The 22293-nt window shown below is 58.3% G+C and carries 18 protein-coding genes; 7 read left to right on the top strand and 11 right to left on the bottom strand.

Annotation, left to right across the window (positions count from 1 at the left end):
- Positions 1–11: 11 nt before the first annotated feature.
- Positions 12–545, top strand: coding sequence for a polyhydroxyalkanoate synthesis repressor PhaR (gene phaR, locus AC07O1_RS25715; RefSeq protein WP_494994938.1), 534 nt, complete (start codon positions 12–14; stop codon positions 543–545).
- Positions 546–580: 35 nt separating this feature from the next.
- Here the strand turns inward: phaR and phaP are convergent, their stop codons facing one another.
- Positions 581–1153, bottom strand: a complete 573-nt coding sequence (gene phaP / locus AC07O1_RS25710; protein ID WP_494994937.1) for a TIGR01841 family phasin — start codon at positions 1151–1153, stop codon at positions 581–583.
- Between the two features lie 252 nt (positions 1154–1405).
- Here phaP and AC07O1_RS25705 point away from each other — a divergent pair, with 252 nt between their 5' ends.
- The gene (locus tag AC07O1_RS25705; protein WP_495090613.1) at positions 1406–3844 is read left to right on the top strand and encodes a DUF3141 domain-containing protein; all 2439 of its coding nucleotides are present in this window, start codon (positions 1406–1408) and stop codon (positions 3842–3844) included.
- 26 nt (positions 3845–3870) lie between these two features.
- Here the strand turns inward: AC07O1_RS25705 and AC07O1_RS25700 are convergent, their stop codons facing one another.
- Entirely contained in the window at positions 3871–4998 is a 1128-nt protein-coding gene (locus AC07O1_RS25700) for an AraC family transcriptional regulator (RefSeq protein WP_495010926.1), read from the bottom strand.
- Positions 4999–5269: 271 nt separating this feature from the next.
- On the opposite strand from AC07O1_RS25700, the gene phbB reads away from it, so the two are divergent.
- The 3 genes from phbB to phaC all read left to right on the top strand — a co-directional run bounded on the left by phbB (position 5270) and on the right by phaC (position 9124).
- Positions 5270–6016 carry an acetoacetyl-CoA reductase gene (gene phbB, locus AC07O1_RS25695; protein ID WP_495090612.1) on the top strand — a complete coding sequence of 249 codons (747 nt, stop codon included), beginning with the start codon at positions 5270–5272 and terminating at the stop codon, positions 6014–6016.
- 64 nt (positions 6017–6080) lie between these two features.
- On the top strand, positions 6081–7259 hold the full coding sequence (locus AC07O1_RS25690; RefSeq protein WP_495010785.1) for an acetyl-CoA C-acetyltransferase: 1179 nt from the start codon (positions 6081–6083) through the stop codon (positions 7257–7259).
- A gap of 161 nt (positions 7260–7420) precedes the next feature.
- Positions 7421–9124 (top strand): class I poly(R)-hydroxyalkanoic acid synthase, encoded by a 1704-nt coding sequence (phaC, locus tag AC07O1_RS25685; RefSeq protein WP_495010786.1) that lies wholly within the window; start codon positions 7421–7423, stop codon positions 9122–9124.
- Positions 9125–9267: 143 nt separating this feature from the next.
- On the opposite strand, the gene AC07O1_RS25680 is transcribed toward phaC, so the two are convergent.
- On the bottom strand, positions 9268–10173 hold the full coding sequence (locus AC07O1_RS25680) for a LysR substrate-binding domain-containing protein (protein WP_495090611.1): 906 nt from the start codon (positions 10171–10173) through the stop codon (positions 9268–9270).
- Positions 10174–10327: 154 nt separating this feature from the next.
- Here AC07O1_RS25680 and AC07O1_RS25675 point away from each other — a divergent pair, with 154 nt between their 5' ends.
- Together AC07O1_RS25675 and AC07O1_RS25670 are read left to right on the top strand one after the other, a co-directional pair.
- Positions 10328–11632, top strand: coding sequence for an NAD(P)/FAD-dependent oxidoreductase (locus AC07O1_RS25675; RefSeq protein WP_495090610.1), 1305 nt, complete (start codon positions 10328–10330; stop codon positions 11630–11632).
- A gap of 48 nt (positions 11633–11680) precedes the next feature.
- The gene (locus AC07O1_RS25670) at positions 11681–12769 is read left to right on the top strand and encodes a polyamine ABC transporter substrate-binding protein (protein WP_494994930.1); all 1089 of its coding nucleotides are present in this window, start codon (positions 11681–11683) and stop codon (positions 12767–12769) included.
- A gap of 137 nt (positions 12770–12906) precedes the next feature.
- Here the strand turns inward: AC07O1_RS25670 and AC07O1_RS25665 are convergent, their stop codons facing one another.
- From AC07O1_RS25665 to AC07O1_RS25630, 8 genes are all read right to left on the bottom strand, one after another.
- Positions 12907–14157, bottom strand: coding sequence for a 2-aminoadipate transaminase (locus AC07O1_RS25665; RefSeq protein ID WP_495090609.1), 1251 nt, complete (start codon positions 14155–14157; stop codon positions 12907–12909).
- Between the two features lie 126 nt (positions 14158–14283).
- Positions 14284–15669, bottom strand: a complete 1386-nt coding sequence (locus AC07O1_RS25660) for an MFS transporter (RefSeq protein ID WP_495090608.1) — start codon at positions 15667–15669, stop codon at positions 14284–14286.
- 3 nt (positions 15670–15672) lie between these two features.
- Positions 15673–16557 (bottom strand): shikimate dehydrogenase, encoded by an 885-nt coding sequence (locus tag AC07O1_RS25655; protein ID WP_495090607.1) that lies wholly within the window; start codon positions 16555–16557, stop codon positions 15673–15675.
- 2 nt (positions 16558–16559) lie between these two features.
- Positions 16560–18323: a sugar phosphate isomerase/epimerase and 4-hydroxyphenylpyruvate domain-containing protein gene (locus tag AC07O1_RS25650; RefSeq protein ID WP_495090606.1), complete on the bottom strand. Its 1764-nt coding sequence runs from the start codon at positions 18321–18323 to the stop codon at positions 16560–16562.
- Positions 18324–18434: 111 nt separating this feature from the next.
- Entirely contained in the window at positions 18435–19145 is a 711-nt protein-coding gene (locus tag AC07O1_RS25645) for a GntR family transcriptional regulator (RefSeq protein ID WP_495090605.1), read from the bottom strand.
- A gap of 130 nt (positions 19146–19275) precedes the next feature.
- The gene (locus tag AC07O1_RS25640; RefSeq protein WP_495090604.1) at positions 19276–20304 is read right to left on the bottom strand and encodes a catechol 2,3-dioxygenase; all 1029 of its coding nucleotides are present in this window, start codon (positions 20302–20304) and stop codon (positions 19276–19278) included.
- 30 nt (positions 20305–20334) lie between these two features.
- Positions 20335–21348: a 4-hydroxy-2-oxovalerate aldolase gene (gene dmpG / locus AC07O1_RS25635; protein WP_495090603.1), complete on the bottom strand. Its 1014-nt coding sequence runs from the start codon at positions 21346–21348 to the stop codon at positions 20335–20337.
- A gap of 3 nt (positions 21349–21351) precedes the next feature.
- The gene (locus tag AC07O1_RS25630; RefSeq protein WP_495090602.1) at positions 21352–22293 is read right to left on the bottom strand and encodes an acetaldehyde dehydrogenase (acetylating); all 942 of its coding nucleotides are present in this window, start codon (positions 22291–22293) and stop codon (positions 21352–21354) included.

Below are 22293 nucleotides of genomic sequence, written 5' to 3'. Positions count from 1 at the left end.
AGTAGCCCCGCATGACAGATAACAGTCGGAACACCACCCGTCTGATCAAGAAATACCCGAATCGCCGTCTGTATGACACGCACACCAGCAGTCATTTGACCCTTGCGGATATACGCCAGTTGGTCGTCGATAAAATCCCGTTCGAGGTAGTCGACGCCAAGACGGGCGAGGATCTGACCCGCAGTATTTTGCTGCAGGTCATTCTGGAAGCCGAAAGTGGCGGTCAACCGATCTTCTCCATTGAGATGCTCATGGGGATTATCCAGTTCTACGGTCCTTACCAGGGCGTTCTCGGCAGCTACCTGGATAAAAGCATTCAGACGGTCATCGACATCCAGTCCCAGACCGGCGCTCAGTCCTCTGAAGCCTGGGGCGAGTTCATGCACCAGCAAGCGCCGGTCATGCAGGACTTGATGCGCCAGTATGTCGAGCAGTCAAAAGCCCTCTACATGAACACTCAGAACCTCTTCGGTCTGTTCGGCGGCACGCCACAAGGCAAGCCAGGCGCCGGTGGCGGGCCGAAAAAAAATGGCGATGGGGAATAAACCCATCGCCATCAGTGTAACCATTCTAATGTGACTTACTTGTTACCGCTTGTTGCCTTGCCCTCTGGCGCGGCTTTCCCGGTTGCGGCAGTCGCGGCAGTCGCTGCATCGAAAGTGCTCTGGGCAACGTCAGCAGCCTGTTTTACAGCTTTCTGTGCGTTTTCAAATACGGTGCCGGCATTGGCCAGCGACGACTTCAATGCAGCCACAACAGGCTCGGAGCCAGCCGGCGCATTCTTGCTGATCACTTCAACGAACTCTTGCACCTGCTTGGTGCCCGCCTCGACCTGACGCGTGGTCAGTTTGGCGATTTCCGACTGGGTGCCAACAATCAGCGCTTGTACTTGACGATTGAACTCAGCCAGGCGTTCGGCTTGCACATTTGGCTGGATGAAAGAAGCCTGGAGCTCAGCGAACCCTTGTGGATCACGGACTGCCAGCAGTTTGCGAAAACCGTCGAACTGCTCCTCGGTGGAGGCTTGCAGAGTCTTGATCTGCAACTGGGTGAGCTGTTCAACGCTGGCGAAGATTTTGCCGCTGATTTGCTGCAGGAGGTCTAGGTTGGCTTTCTGAGCGTCTTGCAGTTTTTCCAAGTTAAAAAAAGACATGCTTGAATCTCCTGATTCTGAAAGGCCGACATGGGCCTGAGGGCGCGATAGCGATCCTGCCGGTCATCGCGTTAGCCTTGATATTGCAGTGCACAAATTCGTTTGGCAATGATTTTTTGTGCGCCGCACAAAAATATTTCACCTCCCGCCACTATTCGCTATAGACTCCTGAAAGGCGAACGGCCAGCCAAGCTCTCTTTAATGATGAGATGCCGGCAAGCTACTTCTCATGCATAACGCCAGGAGATCACCATGGGACAGGAAGATATTATTGCATCGCAATATGACAAACTCTCCTCTCAACGCGGCCTGTTCGAACATCTGAGTCATCTGCAGCGCCTCAATACCCTGAATGTCCTTGATGCTTTGCGCCAGCGCCAGGAAAAAACCCTCGCCCCTCTGAAGCGAGGCGAACTCAGACAACCCACGCCCTCTGACTGGCAGGAATACTTCATCGACCTCGCTCAACGTAGCCTGCTGTTCTGGGACACCCTGCGCCAGCGCGGCGACAATACGCTGGCCCATGAACGCGCCGGGTATCCGCTGCTGCTCAAGTTCGATCATGAAACCCTGATCGCAGGCGCCGATCTCCCGCGCCCGGTCAACTATTCACTGTTGCGAATCCTCCCCGGGCCAGAGCAAAGAATCTACAGCAAAGGCCAGCCGGTGATCATCATCGACCCGCGCGGCGGCCATGGCTCAGGAATCGGCGGCTTCAAACAGGATTCGGTATTAGGCGAAAGCCTCAGAGCCGGCCACCCCACCTATTTCATCTCTTTCAGTCACTCACCACAGCCTGGGCAAACCCTGGCCGATATCGTCGAAGCCCAGGCCCGGTTCATCGAAGTCGTCAGCGCCCTTCACCCGGCCAATAGCAAGCCGATCATAATCGGCAACTGCCAGGCCGGCTGGGCCTTGATGGGATTGGCGGCAACACGACCGGAATTGCCGGGATTGATCATTATTAATGGTGCCCCCTTGTCGTACTGGGCCGGTGTCAATGGACGCAATCCGATGCGCTATACCGGTGGCCTGCTGGGTGGCGGCTGGATGGCGCGCCTGGGCAGCGACTTGGGCAATGACCGTTTCGACGGTACCTGGCTGGTCAGCAATTTCGAAAGCCTGGACCCGGCCAACACCTATTGGGGCAAGTATTATCAGCTGTTCAGCCAGGTCGATAGCGAGGCTGAACGCTTTCTCGACTTCGAACGCTGGTGGGGCAGCCCGACCCTGCTCAATGGCGAAGAAATCGAAATGATTGTCGATGACCTTTTCATCGGCAACCAGTTGTCCGGCGGCCTCGGCCGCAAGAGCTCCGGCATTGATCTGAAACGGATCGAAGTACCGGTGGTGGTGTTCTGCTCCTACGGAGACAACATCACCCCTCCACAACAGGCATTGAACTGGATCACCGATGTCTATCCCAGCGATCTCGCATTGCATGACGCAGGACGTACCATCGTCTACCTGCGGCACGCCAGCATCGGCCATTTGGGCATTTTTGTTTCCGGCAAGGTGGCGCGGCGTGAACACCGTGGGTTGCTCGGTGCGGTCGAAGCCATCAATGCGCTGCCGGCAGGGCTATACGAAATGCTGATCGACGATCTGCCGGCCACCTCAGGCAGCGCAGACGTGCAATACCGCGTGCGTTTCGAATCAAGGCGAATCGCCGATATCCATGATGACGTCGAGCCGGCCCGCGATGACGATCGCGAATTCTCTCTGGTGGAGCGTGCGTCTGACATCAACAGCACGTTTTACGACGGGTTCATACGTCCGTGGCTACGTCAGATAGTCAACGAGCCCGTTGCCGAACTGATACGCAGGACACACCCCTTCCATCAGCAGCAAGTGCTATGGAGCAGCCTGAATCCGGCACTGTGGTGGGTAGCCGGGACCGCTTCCCAAGTGAGCAGCGATCGTCGTCCCGCACGCCAGGACAACCCGTTGCTGGCCTGGCAGGAGCTGTTCTCCAACCAGATACAAGACGCCCTGAATACTTATCGCGATGTGCGTGACGCCACCCAGGAGCTGTGTTTCTACGGCATTTACAGCGCACTGAGTGTTCTCACCAGCAACGAGCCTGCGCGAAATCTCCAGGCACATGCTGATCAGCAGGACCAGGCCCTGATCGAACGCCTGCAGGATGCGCTGCCCCATGGCGGCCCCCTGGAAGCGTTGGTGCGGATTCTGTTTTTACTGGGCCGCGACAGCGACAAGGCGGGCAAGGAAAGCATCGAGAAATTGATTCAGCAGGTGCATCGGCTGGTCCAGGACTACAGCAATGAGCCCGCAGCCCTGCGCGAAGCCATCCGATTGCAGAACCTGCTGGTTTTTGCCCACCCGCAAGAAAGCTTGCGCAGCCTGCCCTTGCTACTCCCGGACACCAAGGCACGCCAACAGGTCCTCGCTGCCGTTGGGCAATTGATGCCCGAACTGCTGACAATTACTGGAGCTGAAGGCAAATTCTGGCGTGAACTGCACGCGCTACTCGAAGTCCCCCTGCCAGGTTTTAGCCTGACCCAACCGCCCGGTGAAACAGATGCCATTCAGAAGGAGCCCCCTGCGGAGCCATCCCCGCTTGCGGCAGTGCTGCCGCTGGAGATCACACCGACGCCCGCCCCCGCCATTGAAGTTAAAGCTCCAAAGCGCAAGGCGAGCAAAAGGACAAAAGGTCCAAAGCCTGAATGAACGCCTCAATGAGCCTTCACAAGGAATTACCGGTGTATCCGTTCGGCGTAAGCGCTGGCGAAGCCTGCGATCTTTTGATCTCGGCGCAGACCCACGGGGTTCATGAGTCGGACCGGCACGGCTTCCTCGACCGCAAACAACGACTCGTCGGTCCGATACTGACCGGGGGTCATACCGAACCAACGGGTGCATGCCTTATGGAAGCTGCTGTGATCATGAAAGCCGAGCAGATACGTCACATGCTTCATGTTGAAATGAGAATGGCGCAAATAAAAGTCGGCCAACTGCCGGCGCACATCGTTCAGGACATCCTTGAATTGCGTGCCATCCTTCTCAAGGCCTCGTTGAAGCGTTCGCTTGCTGACGCTCAGTGCCGCCGCAATCGATTCCATATCACATTGCCCTTGGCCTTGCCCCTGGCTCAAGCGCTCGGTAATCAGCGCACGAATCCTGGCGACAATAGAGTTGCCGGACAACAGGTCCAGCTGAGCCTCGGCAAAACTGTCATGGAGCGTGGCCAACGCCTCGTTGGCCATACTCAACGGATTCAGAAGCTCCTGACCATCGAACAAGATGCTGTCATAAGCGGCCCCAAAACGCAGTGGACAGCCAAAAAGTCGCTGATGCTCCGACGTGTCTTCAGGTTCGGGATAAGCGAACTCCACACTCAACGGTCGCGGCAACTTGCCACCCGCCAGCCAACGGCAAAAACCCAGCAGCGAAGCCAGCCCTGCATCCGTATATTGCCGGGGCTTGACCGAGCCACGTTGCTGATGATCGAGCGCGGCAAGACGGTAATGCTGCTGCTCCTGGACAAAGAAAAGGCTGAATCCAGTACCAATCAACGGGCTGAAACGAACCAGACGTTCGAGCGCCCTTTTCAGATTCGAACTGGACATCATCGTGTAGCCCACGATCTGAAAAACGCTGGGATGGAAATTCCCGTAGGCTTTCAAACCGATATTCGGATCATCCGAGGCCTGAGCGGCCAGGTCCCATAAACGATAGATAACGCTTCGCTCGCAGAATTCACCCGGGTTATTCACGAGCGTGACATCAAGTCCAGCCTCCTCGCACAGACTGGCAAAATCCAGTCCTTGAGCCAAAAGCGTATTCGCCAGCACGCTGGCATAACCTGAACTCATTCTATACATAGCGTCCTCAATAACCTGTGGAACCGAACATCCTGTCCGGAGCCAATATTGACCTACGCTGAACATATTTCAACCATGTTGCATAAATATTAACTGTCTGTTGAGTTTCAGGTATTGATCCCAGTACCAGGTACTCCTCATTTTCTGCCAGCGGACCAAAACGCCCGTATGGCACCGTTGGACACCAATCAGTCACCTACAAACACTTCCGCCCGGCCCGTCGATATCGAACAATCTTCTCTCCTGCAGTAAAAAATAAGGAAGTGGAAGTATGGAGTCGCGTAGCCGTATTGCAGTGGTAACAGGTGGCATGGGCGGCATTGGCACAGCAATCAGCCAACGTCTATACAAGGAAGGCTTCAAGGTCATTGTCGGCTGCAGTGCCAATTCCAGCCGCAAGGATGACTGGATGGCAACACAGCTTGCAGCTGGCTATCAATTCGAATGCGTCGAAACCGACATCACCGATTGGGAATCGACCCGCAAGGCCTTTGAGATGGTGCGCGAACACTTCGGGCCGATCGACGTACTGGTCAACAATGCTGGCATCACTCGTGACGCGTCCTTCCGCAAGCTCACCCCGGAAGACTGGAACGCGGTGATCGGGACCAACCTGAACAGTTTGTTCAACACCTCCAAGCAAGTCATTGAAGGAATGCTCTCCAAGGGCTGGGGGCGGATCATCAACATCTCGTCGATCAACGGCCAGCGTGGCCAGTTCGGTCAGACCAACTACTCGGCAGCCAAGGCCGGCATCCATGGTTTCACCATGGCACTGGCCCGGGAAGTTTCCGGCAAGGGCGTGACCGTCAACACCGTCTCCCCAGGCTACATCCAGACCGACATGACTGCGGCAATCCGCAAAGACATTCTGGACGGCATGATTGCCGGCATTCCGGTCGGTCGCCTTGGCCAACCCGAAGAGATCGCCTCGATCGTGGCCTGGCTGGCCTCCGATGAATCCGCCTACAGCACCGGTGCCGACTTCTCGGTAAACGGCGGCATGAACATGCAGTAACCCCAACCGGGGCATTTATGCCCCGGTCTGTTCGACGAATTTTGTCTTTTCAATGAGGTCACGCATGAACGAAGTCGTAATCGTTGCCGCTACTCGTACTGCCATCGGCAGTTTCCAGGGTGCTTTGTCCGCAATTCCCGCGACCGAACTGGGTGCCGCTGTGATTCGCCGCCTACTGGAGCAGACGGGTGTCGATGCTGCTCAAATTGATGAAGTGATCCTCGGCCAGGTACTCACTGCCGGCGCAGGACAAAACCCGGCACGCCAGACAGCCATCAAGGCCGGCTTGCCACATACCACCCCTGCCCTGACCCTGAACAAGGTCTGCGGCTCCGGCCTCAAGGCCGTTCAGCTCGCCGTCCAGGCAATCCGTTGCGGCGACGCGGAACTGGTGATCGCTGGTGGCCAGGAAAATATGAGTCTGGCCCCCTATGTTCTGCCAAAAGCGCGCACCGGTCTGCGCATGGGCCATGCGCAACTGCAAGACAGCATGATCCAGGATGGCCTGTGGGACGCTTTCAACGACTACCACATGGGTATCACCGCCGAGAACCTGGCGCAAAAGTACGAGATCTCTCGTGAAGCACAGGATGCCTTCGCTGCCGCCTCGCAACAGAAGGCCGCCGCAGCCATCGAGGGCGGGCGCTTCAAGAGCGAGATCACGCCGATCCTGATTCCCCAGCGCAAGGGTGAACCGCTGGTCTTCGACACCGACGAACAGCCGCGTATCGACAGCACTGCGCAAGCCTTGGCGAAACTCAATCCGGCATTCAAGAAAGACGGCAGCGTGACCGCCGGCAACTCCTCGACCCTCAACGACGGTGCTGCCGTGCTGATGCTGGCCAGCGCCGCTAAAGCGCAAGCGCTGGGCCTTCCGGTGCTGGCACGGATCAAAGCCTATGCCAGCGCCGGTGTGGACCCGTCGATCATGGGCATTGGCCCGGTCCCGGCTACACGTCTGACCCTGCAAAAGGCCGGCTGGAGCGTCGAGGACCTGGACCTGATCGAAGCCAATGAGGCCTTCGCCGCCCAGTCGCTGTCGGTTGGTAAAGAGTTGGGTTGGGACACCAGCAAAGTCAACGTCAACGGCGGCGCGATCGCCCTTGGCCATCCGATCGGCGCGTCAGGGGCACGGATCCTGGTGTCGCTGGTGCACGAACTGATCCGCCGCGACGGCAAGAAGGGGCTGGCCACCTTGTGCATCGGTGGTGGTCAAGGCGTCGGCCTGGCCATCGAGCGCTAACCAACGGCATCTGAGTAGCCTATGCGCGGACTTGAGACCCTTGTTCCGCGCATCAGGTTGGCGTCAAACAATGCTGCCCGCATTCCTGCCGTCGCTACGCCGGAGTCCGGCATAGCGCGGCTTTTTTTCTGCCCGGCTCATCTGTGTGGGCAAGGAATTTTATGGACAACAACGCGCATACATTCAAGACCTATTGGTCAGGCCAGGTTCCGTTCATCGCGTCCTTTGCAGTGCAACAATTGCGCCTATGGGTCAGCACCAATCCCTGGTTTTCCGGGCATGAGCACAGCGCCTGGTTCGAACTGCCTCGCGAAACCCTGGACAGCCTTCAAGCGGACTACCAGGTTCAATGGGGTCAACTCGGCCAAAAACTGCTGACCGGTCAACCCTTCAGCTTCGATGATCGACGTTTCGCCAGCGGCAACTGGAGCGAGCCACTGTTCGGCTCTCTCGCTGCGTTTTACCTGCTCAACTCCAGCTTTCTCCTGAAACTGCTCGACATGCTGCTGATCGACGAGAAGAAAGCGCGCCAACGCCTGCGCTACCTGGTGGAGCAAGCCATCGCCGCCAGCGCGCCCAGCAACTTTCTGGCCAGCAACCCCGATGCGCTCCAGCGTGTGGTTGAGACTCAAGGTGCCAGCCTGATCACAGGTATGCAGCACCTGGCCAGCGACATGAACGAAGGCAAAATGCGCCAGTGTGATAGCGGTGCTTTCAAGGTTGGCGTCGATCTGGCCAGCACCCCCGGCGAAATCGTCTTCGAGAATCACCTCTTCCAGCTCATTCAGTACTACCCACAAAGCGAAACCCAGTACCGGCACCCGGTATTCGTCGTACCGCCATCGATCAACAAGTACTACATCCTTGATCTGCGCCCGGACAACTCGATGGTCCGCCACCTGCTGGAACAGGGACACCCTGTATTCCTGATATCCTGGCGCAACTTTGACCAGGAACACGCAGGCACCACCTGGGAAGACCTGATTGAGCACGGGGTGATCGACGCCCTGCAGGTGACCCGCGAGATCAGTGGCCAGCAGCGACTCAATTGCGTGGGTTTCTGCATCGGCGGCACCCTGTTGAGCACTGCGTTGGCCGTACTGGCTGCACGCGGCGACCGAGAGATCGCCAGCGTGAGCCTGTTCACCACGTTCCTTGATTACCAGGATACCGGTCCCATCGACATATTCGTCGACGAAGAACTGGTGGCCTACCGCGAGCGCACCATCGGCGGTGTGAATGGCCCCATCGGTCTGTTTCGTGGCGAAGACATGGGCAATACCTTCTCCCTGCTGCGCCCCAACGAATTGTGGTGGAACTACAACGTCGACAAATACCTCAAGGGGCAAAAACCGATTCCTCTTGATCTGCTGTTCTGGAATAACGACAGCACCAACCTACCGGGCCCGATGTACTGCTGGTACCTGCGCCACACCTATTTGCAGAACGACCTGAAATCAGGAGAGCTGGAGTGCTGCGGGACCAAGGTGGATCTGCGTGCGATTGACGCCCCTGCTTACATCCTCGCCACCCATGACGACCATATCGTGCCCTGGAGAAGCGCCTACGCCAGCACCAACCTGCTCTCCGGGACCAAGCGCTTTGTACTGGGCGCGTCCGGGCATATCGCTGGCGTCATCAATCCGCCTGCCAAGCAGAAACGCCATTACTGGACCAACAATCGGGTCACGAAAAACCCGGACACCTGGTTCAAGAATGCCGAACAGCAACCCGGCAGTTGGTGGAATGACTGGTTCAACTGGCTGGCCGGACACGCCGGAGAGCGCCAGCCCTCGGTGCTGCACGCCGGGAATGCCAAGTACCCGGCGCTGGAGAAGGCGCCAGGCCGTTATGTAATGCAATAAAAGACTGCGTTGAGCCGGCCCCGAATTTGTCTCGCAAGTGACAGGTACGAGGGCCGTTTCTACGTCTTTGTGAAACGGGCATGGTAGTCACTCGGGGTGACGCCCAAGCGCCGAAAAAACAAAGATACGATCGCTATCATTCATCAAGGCACAGCTCCTGGCCCAGGGGGCGACTGCAGATCGAACCAGTCCAATACGGGTTTTCGGGCTGGATGCAGGGCACCACCGGACTGTAGCCACAGGGTATAGACGCCAGAGGTTTTCAGAGCCGGGCCGAAGGGAATTATCAAGTCGCCACGGTTGATTAATTCTTGCGCCAGAGTACGGTCAGTCATGGCAATCCCCAGGCCGCGCGCAGCGGCATCAAGGGCCAGTTCGTCCAGATTGAAGGTGATGTGCTTGCAGTTGCCGGACAACTCCCTGCCCCGCGCTTTTAACCACGTTGCCCATTCCTGTTGTCCGGTTGAGCCGTGGATCAGTGGATACTTTTCGAGTTCGTCCAATGAGGTCGGTGGTGACTTTCCATTCACCGAAGCCTGCGCGCATACCGGTACCAGTATTTCTTCGAACAGGATGTGATGCGCCTGATCGGCTGGTGCCCCAGGCAGGTAGAGGATGCAGGCGTCGCAATCCCCCGAGGGGTCGACCCGTTCCGTTGCCACCGTTTCGATCGACAAGGCCAGGTCTGGATGACGGGCATAAAAGTCGGTCAGCCGGGGAAGCAACCAGCGCACTGCGAGCGACACATGAATGCGTATGCGGAACGGTCTATCCCTGGGCGCTATGCGCTCTTCAAGGGTCCGTAATTCGGCAATCAGCCTACGTGCGGTTTCGAGCACTTCCTTGCCCTCGACTGTCAGCGTGACGCTTCGACTGCTGCGAATCAAAAGCGGCACGCCGTAGTGACTCTCCAATTGCTGAATCTTTCTGCTGACCGCGCTTTGAGTCAGGCACAAGGTCTGTGCCGCTTCGGTGAAGTTGCCGGTGTCAGCCACTTCGGCAAACGCTTGAAGGGCCTGTAGCGAGGGTGCCCGAAAGATCTTATCCATGCAAAAACCGAATAGCTGAATGCATTAATAGCGTTGGATTGCACATCGGGATCCCCATAGATTCTGGTTCTGGCGGTCGGATTGACGGCATGTGTCCATGCTAATTGTTCATGACGGCGGCGTTCAACAGATCCGTGCTGTGTGAGGTGAATAGATGACTGAAAATATTTGTGGCTGGATCGTGCAGGCGGGAGACTCTGTCGCGCAACCCGGCTTGCGTGGGGTGCAGCATGCGGACTGGCTGATCATTGGTGGCGGCTTCAGCGGGCTGTCGGCAGCCCACGCCCTGGCCGAGATGCATCCTCAATCGCGGATCGTGATTGTCGACCGCCAGCGTGCTGCACAAGGGGCGTCGGCGAGAAACTCCGGATTTGTGGTCGCCCATGAAAATCCTGCCGGTGACGAACTGCTCGGTCGCCAGGGCAATGCCTATTACCAACAGAGCACCGAGATCAGTCGCGCCGCCAGTGAAGAAGTACGGCGCCGAGTGAACAGTCTGGGTATTGAGTGTGACTTACGTGACGATGGTTATTTCTTCGCGGTCCACGATCCAGACAAGCTGGAAGATGCAGCGCTAAAAGTGCAGACCCTGCGCGAAGCGGGTGCCAATGCGCAGTTTCTGCAGGATGAGGCCTTGGCCCGGTGCCTGGGAACGGATTTCTATCGTGCAGGGATATGGTGCCGCGGTGGTAACGCACTGCTGCAGCCTGCGAAATACGCCAAGGGCTTGCGCGATGCCCTTGCAGACAATGTTTCATTGTATGAGAACACCGACATCACCGGGCTGGAGCGTTTGGCCAATGGCAATGTCCGTGCGTCATCGGCTGATGGCAGTATTGAGGCCAGGCAGGTGCTGATCTGCGTCGGTCCCTTTGTGCAACGCGTCGGATTGCGTGATCGGGCAGTGTTCCCGCTGGAGCTCAGCGCATCGCTGAGCCGTCCGCTGACTGACGAGGAGTACCGCCAGATGGGTAGCCCGTCCCCGTGGGGTGTGCTGTCGACCCGGCCGGCCGGTGCAACACTGCGATTGACAACGGATCGACGGCTGCTCATTCGCAACACCGTGGAATACCGCTATCGCGACCTTGCCGGTCCAACGCTTGGCATTCGCCGACAAACCCACCTGCGTGGCTTGCAACGGCGATTTCCGTGGATCACCGAGCAACATCTTCAGTTCACCTGGACCGGGCATTTGAGCGCCACCCGTTCCGGTGAACCGCGCTTCGCCAGGCTCGACCGAGGCATTTATACCGTGGCCGGCTGCAACGGCTCCGGCGTCGCGCGCGGCACGCTATGGGGGCGTCTGCTGGCGGAGATGGCGTCTGGAAGCCAATCACCATTACTCAGCAGCGTACTCAGTCAGGCTGATCCGGGCTGGCTGCCGCCAACACCGTTTTTCGATATTGGTGCCTCGGTGCGCCTGCGCTACGAAGCCTGTCGCGCTCAATCGGAGTCCTGACCCGCAAGGCCATGTCAATGTCGTTTCCTTACCTGGAAGATAAAAATAATGAGCACTCTAAAATATTTTGCACTCGCACTTTGCGCGGCCTCAAGCGGGATCGCCGCTGCGGCAGATACCGTCCGTATCTCCAACTGGAGCAGCTACATTGCCAGCGATACCTTGAGCAACTTCACCAAACAGACCGGCATCCAGACGACTTACGACTTGATCGACAGCAATGAAATGCTGGAGGCCAAATTGATAACCGGAAGCAGCGGTTACGACGTGGTCAGTCCCTCGAACCACTTTCTTGCGCAATTGATCAAGGCGGGCGCACTTCAGAAGCTGGACAAGAGCAAATTACCGAACTGGAAAAATCTCGACCCGCAATTAATGAAAACGCTGGAGGTCAATGATCCCGGCAATCAATACGCTTTTCCCTATATGTGGGTCACGGTCGGGATCGGCTACAACGTCGAAAAAATCAAGGCGATCTTCGGCAATACCGATGTCACTAAAAGCTGGAGCCTGTTGTTCGATCCGCAGAACATCCAGAAACTCAGCCAGTGCGGGGTCGCGTTCATCGACAACTCGACGCAGATGTTGCCGATCACCCTCAACTACCTGGGGTTGAAACACGACAGCGAAGAGCCAGCGGATTACCTGAAAGCCGAGGCTGCACTGGTGAAAATCAAGCCGTATATTCAGTACTTCCATCAGTCCAAGTACGTCAGTGATCTGGCTAACGGCAACATTTGCGTCGCCATCGGTTTCAGTGGCGACATTGCGCAGGCCACCTCCATCGCCCACGAGGCCAGGAACGGTATCGAACTGGGGTACACGATTCCCAAGGAAGGTTCGACCCTGGCCGTCGACATGGTGGTAATGCCCAGAAACGCGCCCAACCAGGATAACGGCTACGCCTACATGAATTACCTGATGGAACCCAAAGTCATCGCGGACATCAGCAATGCAATCCACTACCCGAACGGCAACAGTGCATCAACACCTTTTCTGGAGCCTGGCCTGCGCAACGACCCGGCGATCTATCCGGCGCCCGAGGTCATGAGCACCTTGTTCCCATTGAAGGCAATGCAACCCAAGGTCATGCGGCAAGTCACGCGGTTATGGACCAAAGTAACCAGTGGACTATGAGTTGATGTCGCGCAGGGCTGTCACCTGAAATACCCGTGATGCGCCATTGCCGAGCAATCCAGAAAGAGCGTGTGACCCACGCTCTTTTTCGCAAAGGACCGTCAGAGGAATATCCATCGATCAGTCATGTGATGGGTTCAGCGAATGCCTGCCAGACACCTTTCGAGGATATCCAGTCCCTCATTCAGCACCACCGGTTCGATGGTCAGCGGCGCCAGAAGGCGGATGATGTGCCGCGACTTGCCGCTCGGCATCAGTAGCAAACCGCTGTTTCTTGCGAGTTCCAGCAAAGCGGCCAACTGCGCCGTCGCGGGATGGCCTTCGGCGGTGATCAATTCGATACCGCGCATGGCGCCCACGCCTGTCAGGCGTCCCAGGTAAGGCGAGAGCTTTTGTTCCCGCCAACGCTCATAACGACTGACGATGATGCTTTCCTGCATTTCGCCCCATGCAGAGAGATTCGCATCACTCATTTCATCCAGCGTCGCCAGCCCCGCTGCACAGGCGATCGGGTTACCCGAATAGGTACCCCCCAGGCCGCCTTTGGGTAACGTATCCATGAGGGCTTTTCGTCCGACGACCGCTCCCAGCGGCATGCCGCCAGCGATACTTTTGCCCAACAGCAACAAGTCCGGCTCGATCCCCAGGCGACTGAATGCAAAGCGTTGTCCGGTACGGCCAAAGCCCGACTGAATTTCATCGATGACCAGAACAATGCCCTTCTCGTCGCAGAGCTTGCGCAATGCCTGGGCGAATTCGATATCCAGCGCCAGGAAGCCGCCCTCGCCCTGCACCGGCTCGACAATGAAACAGGCCACTTCATCGATATCGATTTCCACGCTCAATAGCCGGTCCAAGGCCTTTAGTGTGTCCTGGGCGCTGACACCTGTGTCTTTGCTCGGATAAGGCAAATGGTAAACGGGACCGGGCAAGACACCGACCTTCTGCTTGTAGGGCGCGACTTTGCCGTTGAGATTGAGGGTGGCCAGGGTACGTCCGTGGAACGCGCCGTCGAAGGCAATTACCGCCGTGCGGCCGGTATGCGCGCGGACGATTTTCAAGGCATTTTCCGCAGCTTCGGCACCGCTGTTGGTCAACATCCCGCCGAGTGCATAGCTCACCGGCACAAATGCCGCCAGTCGCTCCATAAACTGTTCATAGGGTTGATGGGGGGCCGCATTGAAAGCGTAGTGAGTCAATCGGGTGGCTTGCTCCCGAATGGCGTCGACAATGCGCGGGTGGCAATGGCCCAGGTTCAACACACCGATACCACCGACAAAATCGATGTAACGCTTGCCGTTCACGTCCCAGACTTCGGCATTTTTGCCGTGACTCAGGCTGATCGGATGAACGAAGGAAATAGAGCTGCTGATAGAGGCACAGGCCATGGCCGGTCATCCTGCTGACAATGAGAGTGCCCTCTATGTAAGCGGTGATCGAGCGGTCCCCACAAGCGAAATAAACTCTCCGGGTTATTCCCCGGATTCGGGATGTGCAAAACCCTGAGACTACGTTTACCGCAACACCGCCTCCCCGGCCTGCGGCATCAGACGCAGATTATCCAGCAACGCAACACCGGCAATCACTGCAATCCACAGGAACGCCAGCTGAAAATCGGCGGTCAGCGCTTGTTCTGTGTTGCCATGGACATTCATTGCAAGGCGCAGCAGTAATGCACCAATGGCCACGCCCAACCCCATGCTTAACTGGAAGAACATGCTGAACAGAGTCGAAGCGTCGCTCATTTGCTCCTTGGGCACGTCGGCGAAACCCAAAGTATTGAAGGCAGTGAACTGCATGGATCGCGATAGGCCGCCGACGAACAGGATGAACAGAGTCAACGACCAACCCATGCGCGGCTCGAGCAGCGCGCAGGCGGCGATTGCCAACACGCCGAGAATGCCGTTAACCAGCAGCACCGGGCGAAATCCCCAACGTTGCATTACCGCACTGGTGAAGGGTTTCATTGAAAGATTGCCCGCGAACACTGCCAGCACCAGCAACCCGGCATCGAATGCCGACAGGCCGAAGCCCAGCTGGAACATCAGCGGCAGAAGGAACGGCAACGTGCTGATGGCGATGCGAAACAGCGAGCCGCCAAACAGGCTGACACTGAACGTGCGAACCCCCATCACCCCCAAGGCCAGCAAAGGATCGACGCGCCGACGCATATGCGCCCACGCCAGAACGGCAAGAGTCACCCCGGCAATGGCAAGCGTTAGTCCCAGCCACAGATTGGCGCGACTTTGCCCCAGCATCTCGACGCCGTACAACAACGAGGCACAGGCACCACCCACCAGCACAAATCCGCCGAGATCGAAGGCTCTGGCACTGACCTCATTGCGTTTGGGAATCAGGATCAAGGTTGCGATCAGCGCCACCAGGCCAAGGGGCAAATTGAGATAGAAAATCCATGGCCAGGAGGCATGGGTGACAATGAACCCACCGAGCGGAGGACCGAGAATCGGCGCCACCAACCCGGGCCAGGTGATGAAGGATATAGCCCGCACCAGATCCTTCTTCTCCGTCGCCTGCAGCACCGCCAAGCGTCCGACCGGCACCATCATCGCGCCGCTGATGCCTTGCAGCACACGGGCAGCGACAAAGGTCTCCAGGCTGTTGCTCAACCCGCATAACAACGACGACAGGCTGAACAGCACAATCGCCGAGCCGAACACCAGGCGCGAGCCGAAGCGATCCGCCAACCAGCCACTGATGGGAATGAACACTGCAATGGCCAACATGTAGGCGCTCATACCGATATTCAGGTCCACCGCCGTCCCCCCGAAGGTCCGGGCCATGTCCGGCAATGCCGTGGCAATCACCGTGACGTCGAGGTTTTCCATGAAAAACGTCACGGCCACCAGCAAGGCAATCAAGGTTGAACGGTGTGGCGACATCACTTAAAGCTGCCCCACTTCGTCGAGAAAATGTCGCTCCATACGGGCAGCGTCAGGCGTAATGCCGGTAAACAATTCGAAGCACTTCACCGCCTGGAAAACATTCATCGTGCCCCCGCCCAATGTGCGGCAGCCCAAGGCCCGAGCGTTGCGCAACAGTTCGGTTTCGATGGGGAAATACACCACATCGGCAACCCATAGATCAGCACGCAATAGTTCTACTGGAACCGGCATACCCGGAAGCTTTGTCATGCCCATCGGCGTGGTGTTGACCAGGCCATCGGCGCGACTCAAGGTGGCTTCCAAGTTGCGGCCCTGCACTGCCCGGCCGTGGCCGAAACAAGCGTTGAGATTATCGACCAGTGTCATCCCCCTCTCCGCCTCGATATCGAAAATGCTTAATTGCTGCACGCCCTGTTGCAGCAAGGCATAGGCCACCGCCGAGCCGGCTCCTCCCGCGCCCATCTGTACGACTCGTTCGCGGGGGGCATCGGACAGGCCGCGCTTGAAACCTTCGGCGAAGCCGAGGCAATCGGTGTTGTAACCGATAGTTTTTCCGTCCTTGATCACCACGGTGTTCACCGCACCGATGCTGCGCGCCTCGTCAGACAGTTCATCGAGCAACGGCAGTACGGCCTGCTTGCAAGGAAATGTGACGTTCAGACCGTTGTAACCCATGTGCCTGGCAGCGTCGATCAACGAGGGCAACGCGCTGACGTCCAGACCCAACTGGTCCAGGTCGATCAATTTGTAGAGATACACCAGGTCCTGCGCCGCGCCTTCGCGCATGTGCAGGGCCGGGCTCATAGAGGACTGGAGTGAGGCGCCGATCAACCCAATGAGTTTGTTCGGGGTGACAGGATGTTGAACTGACGAGGAGGTGGTCATTGTTATTGTCCTTGCGAATCAGTGGAGGTGGTTGAGCAGGCGTTTTTCCAGTCGTTCAAAGCAGCGTTCAGGACATAGGCATTGGCCATGTCGGTTCCGGCATAGGCGCCTCGACGCTCAATCAGCTCGAAACACAAACCGCTGGCAAAAGGTGGCAGGCAAGCGTAGCGGTATTCGCCTTGGGGCTGGCGGTCATACAGCATGTTCAATCGGCGCAGCTCATCCACTTCTCCCTGCTCCAAGGGAAAACGCGCGGCCAGGTCATCGTAGTAATTGGCCGGCACCGGCAGCGTTTCGATGCCCTGCGCCAACAGCGTGTGCAGGCAAGCCGTCAGATCCGGGACGGCAAATACCAATCGGCTGATGCGCTGTTCGGCACTGGCTTGAGCGGCCAGGGTCCGTTCATGGGCTGAGGTTTCCAACTCGATGGCCAGGTCGCAGCCTTGCAGCAGACGCCCGCGCACCACGCCGTAAGGATCGTGCTTGAGCAGCGGCGACACGGGCTGGAGTCCAAGGGTCAGGTGATAGAACGTGGCCCAACTGTCGAGCGTGCCCAAGGGCACGGCGCGGATGATCCTGTCCAGTCGAGTGCCGTGAATCTGCGGCGTGTCTTGATTGCGCTGCGGCATGAAGCGTAAAACACTGCCATCGGGCGCCGTGGTTCCGACGTGCTCGCCAACACCGGCTGAATAACCGAAGGCCTCGCTTCGTTGCTGTGCTGCCCGGGGATCAGTAACGCTCACCCCAACCCCTTGAACATTGACGCCGGGGGCCATGCTCGGGAGCAACTTGACGGTCAGTGGCGCATTGACCGAGGTCAGCCCCAACACGCTCAGTTGTTTGTCCAGCAGGTTCCGGCTCGCAGCATCAGTGGTCAGTTCCAGATAGCTGCAGCGGACGGACGGCGAAACCGCGGGAGGGACCGACAGGCGCTGCCCGGCTTTGTACCCTGCGCGCTGGCCCAATTGCTCTTCCAGCCAGATCAACGAGGCACGACCGGCAATGGCCGTCAGTTGCGCCGACGCTGCGCGGTACTCGTCGCTGAAGATCTCCAGCGACAACGGCCCGTCATAACCGGCTTGCAGCACGGCGTCGACGAAACCCACCATGTCGAACTGGCCCAGTCCCGGAAAACTGCGCAAGGGGCGCGTGTGCAGCGGAGGTTGATTAGTATCCCAAGGTGCATCGGACAGTTGCAGGAAGAATATCTTTTCTCCCGGCAGATCCTTGATCGCACTGAAATCGTCCCGCAGCGCCAGCGTGTGATAGCTGTCCAGCACCAGCCCGAGGCTTCGATGAGCGGCCCGCTCAACTGCATCATAGGCCTGTGCGAAACGGTTGGTATGGGTGCCCCAGGACAAGGCTTCAAACCCCACCCGCAGGTTGCGTTTGGCCGCTCGGTTCGCCAGCTCCTCGAGCTGGCCGGCGATCAGATCTGGATCGCCCAGCGCCGTCGGCTGGGCATTGGAGCAGACCAGCAGCAACCCGATCCCCAGCTCTTGCATGAGATCAAACTTGCGTTCGGCGCGCTGCAGGTTGCGCTGGAACTGCGCCGGATCCACTCCCTCGAAATCACGCAATGGCTGATAGATGTCCAGACCCAGACCAAGGTCTGCGGCCATGTGACGTACTTCCCGGGGAGTCAGGCGGCAGGCCAACAGATCGTTTTCGAAGATCTCGACCGCGTCGAAGCCCGCCTGAGCCGCTGCTACGAGCTTCTCCGGCAAAGTGCCCGACAGGGCCATGGTCGCGATGGAATGGCGCATGAGTTGCTCCTTTTCGCAGGCAGCCGGGCACCAAGCCCGCTATCTGGCGCTGGGGATTATTGTTGTGATGTGCACGCCCGGCCCTGGAAGGGTGCCGGCGTCAGCCGTCAATCAAGCATCGGAGCCGGTTTCTTGTCGGCGAAGACTGATACAGATGTTCTGCGTGGTGCGCTGGATATGCTGAGCAAGCAGCGCGCACGCCAGGTCGGCATTGCGTTCCAGGGTGGCCGCGACAATCGCGCCATGCTCGGAATTAACGTCCCGGTCAAAAGGATTCTTCGCCAGGAACAATCGGCGGTAGCGGTCATTCAGGTCATGCAGGGTGTTGCAGTGATTGAGCAACAGCGGCATGTCGCAGGCTTCCAGCAACTTCAGGTGAAAGTCACGGTGAGCCTGTTCCCATTGTTCCTGCTGCGTCGCGCTCATGTTGTCCGTGCGCTTGATGCTGCGAAGCTTTTCCTCGGCGGCCCGGACCGAATCGGCCCAGGCCTGATCGCCTTTGGTGATGGATTCGCGTAGCGCCAGGCCCTCGGAGTGGACCCTCAGTTTGGCGATTTCCTGAAGATTTTTCTCGGACACAGGAATAACGCGGTAGCCCCTTTTATCCTCGATCAACACCAGACCCTCTGCACCCAGCCGGGAAAGCGCCTCACGCAGTGGACTGCGGCTGATGGTCAGACCCAGTTTTTCGCGTAGGGCTTCCAGACGCAACTTACTGCCCGGTGCCAACTCGCCGGTCATGATCGCCATACGCAGGCGCTTCACCAGGGAGGTGGCATGGGTGGTAGTGCTGTCTTCCTGCACGGACAGGTTCTCTTCCATCAACATCTCGTTCACTGCAAAGGCCTCTGACCTGATCACTCGAGAGACGGTAACCGCCACCGTCTCGACACGCTCTATCATCCGCGATGTCTGGCGACCTGTCAGCTACACGCCGACAAGCCCCGGGGCATCACTCGCTCAATGCAGCCATCGCAGCAGCCTTGGCCGCTGACGTTGGCGCAGGCACCTGCACATCAGGGGTCGCGTACTTGTGGAAACTCTCCGGCACGCCCAGGCCCCACGCAGTGGAGCGGCCTTTGACTTCGGTGCCCCACTGAACAGGTTCCCAATCCGGCACAAAGATATGAATGCCGCCGGAAAACACTTCGATGCGGTTACCGCCCGGTTCGTACACATACAGAAAGAAACCCTGAGTGCGTGAATGCTTGGCCGGACCGAATTCGATGAATACATCGTTTTCCATGAAGATATCCGCAGCGCGCAACACGTCTTCACGGTTTTCCACAGCATAGGCCAGGTGATGCAGTCGACCGCTGGCCGTCGGGCCAGGTTCCTTTGTGATCGCCAGGTCATGAGCCTTGTTCATCAGGCTCATCCAGGCGCCAACCTCTTCGCCCTGACCGCCCGGGATCAGATGCTCGCGCAGTTTGAAGCCCATGGTCTGATCGGCGAATTCACGGGTCTTGACCACGTCCTGGGTCAGGATATTGATGTGGTCGATGCGCGCCGCCGCTACGCCACGGCCGCTGAATTTTTGCGGCTGGTTGGGCAGGTACGGTTTCTTGTCCGCCGTCGGCACGTATTTTTCGGCCTCGTAGTAGACCTCCATACGGTGTCCACTCGGTGCTATGAAGCTGTAGGCCGCGCCGTGGCCGACATCGCCATCGATCCACTGGCCTTCAACACCATAGGCTTTGAGCGCTGCGACGCGACGCTCCAGCGCCTGAGGGCTCATGACACGCCAACCAATGTGGGCGGCGCCTGCCTGCTTGGCAGCTGTCAGCTTCAATGAGCTCAGGTCGTGGTCGCCCCAGGCTCTCAGGTAGGCCGAGTCGCCCTGCGTGGTAACTAGATCCAGACCGTAGACTTCAGTGAAAAAGCGTACGCTGGCGTCCAGGTCAGGGGTATTGAGCTCGACATGACCGAGGTTGGAAACGTCATACAGCGGTTCAGGGTGAAACTTGCTGGTTTTGTTCATGGTTTCAGCTCTTCTTTTTATTCTTCAAATTCAACGACGAAGCAGGTCCAGAGCCACGTCGACGATCATGTCTTCCTGCCCCCCGACCATACGGCGCTTGCCCAATTCAACGAGGATGTCGACAGTCTTCACCCCGTACTTGGCCGCGGCGACTTCAGCGTGACGCAGGAAGCTCGAATAGACCCCCGCATAACCCAGCGCCAGGCTTTCACGATCAACCCGCACCGGGCGATCCTGCAAGGGACGGACGATATCATCGGCCGCGTCCATCAGCGTGTACAGGTCAGTGCCGTGGTTCCAGCCGAGACGTTCGGCCGCGGCGATAAACACCTCCAGCGGCGCATTGCCCGCGCCGGCACCCATGCCGGCGAGGCTGGCATCGATGCGGTCGCAGCCCTCTTCCACCGCCGCGATCGAATTGGCCACACCCAGTGACAGGTTGTGGTGGGCGTGCATACCGGTTTCGGTTTCGGCCTTGAGCACCGTTTTAAAGGCACGGAAGCGCTCGCGGATATCCTGCATGTTCATTGCGCCGCCGGAGTCGGCCATATACACGCAGGTCGCGCCGTAGCTCTCCATCAGCTTCGCCTGCCTGGCCAATTCTTGCGGGGCGAGCATGTGGCTCATCATCAGGAAGCCGACGGTATCCATACCCAGCTCACGAGCGTATTCGATGTGCTGGCGCGACACGTCCGCTTCGGTGCAGTGAGTGGCGATGCGCACCACGCGAGCACCGGCTTTGTAGGCTGCCTTGAGGTCATGGACCGTACCGATACCGGGCAGCAGCAAGGTGGTGATTTTGGCGTGGCTGATGACGTCCGCCACGGCCTCGATATATTCCAGGTCCGAATGGGCCGCGAAGCCATAGTTAAAGCTTGATCCTTGCAGGCCGTCGCCGTGAGCCACTTCGATGGAATCGACTTTCGCCTTGTCCAGTGCACGGGCGATGTCCTGGGCATTCTTGATCGAATACTGGTGGCGGATGGCATGGCTGCCGTCGCGCAGGGTCACGTCGGAGATATACAGCTTTTTCTTGATGTCCATGCGTCAGGCCTCGACTGCGTTCAGGCGGGTAGCGGCAATACGTTCAGCACAGGCCATTGCCGCCGAAGTCATGATGTCCAGGTTGCCGGCGTAGGCTGGCAGGTAGTGCGCCGCGCCTTCGACTTCGAGGAACACCGAAGTCTTCAGGCCACTCAGGTAACCCAAACCTGGCACATTGACCGGTATTTCAGGTGGGATCACCTCGAACTGCACGCTTTGCTTGAGCCGGTAACCGGGTACGTAGCTCTGCACGCTCGACACCATGTCGAGAATCGAGCGCTCGATTTCATCCTGGTCGGCCAATTCGGACAGCACGAACACGGTGTCGCGCATGATCAGTGGCGGCTCGGCCGGATTGAGCACGATGATCGCTTTGCCACGACTAGCGCCCCCGAGTTTCTCGATGGCTGCGGTAGTGGTCTCGGTGAACTCGTCGATGTTGGCTCGGGTACCGGGACCTGCCGACTTACTGGAAATCGAGGCGACGATTTCTCCGTAGTGAACCTTGGCCACCCGGGACACCGCGGCAACGATCGGAATCGTGGCCTGGCCGCCGCAGGTGACCATGTTCAGGTTGTTGGCATCGAGCTCCGAATCGAGATTGATCGCAGGAATCACATACGGACCGATGGCCGCCGGAGTCAGGTCGATGACCTTGATGCCATGGGGCTCAAGCAAGGCATTGTGGTGGGCATGGGCGCCGGCTGAGGTGGCGTCGAACACGATCTTGATGTCCTTGAAGCCCTCCATCGCCAACAGGCCTTCAATGCCCCCGGCAGTGGTGGCGACGCCCATGCGCTCGGCGCGAGCCAGGCCGTCGGAGGCCGGATCGATACCGACCATGGCGCCCATTGCCAGGTGCTTGCCGTGACGCAGGATCTTGATCATCAAATCGGTACCGATGTTGCCGGAACCGATGATGGCGACTTTTACAGGCTTGCTCAT

Source organism: Pseudomonas sp. GW821-FHT07G10 (genome assembly GCF_059418545.1).
This window is presented reverse-complemented; position numbering and strand designations above follow the sequence as displayed.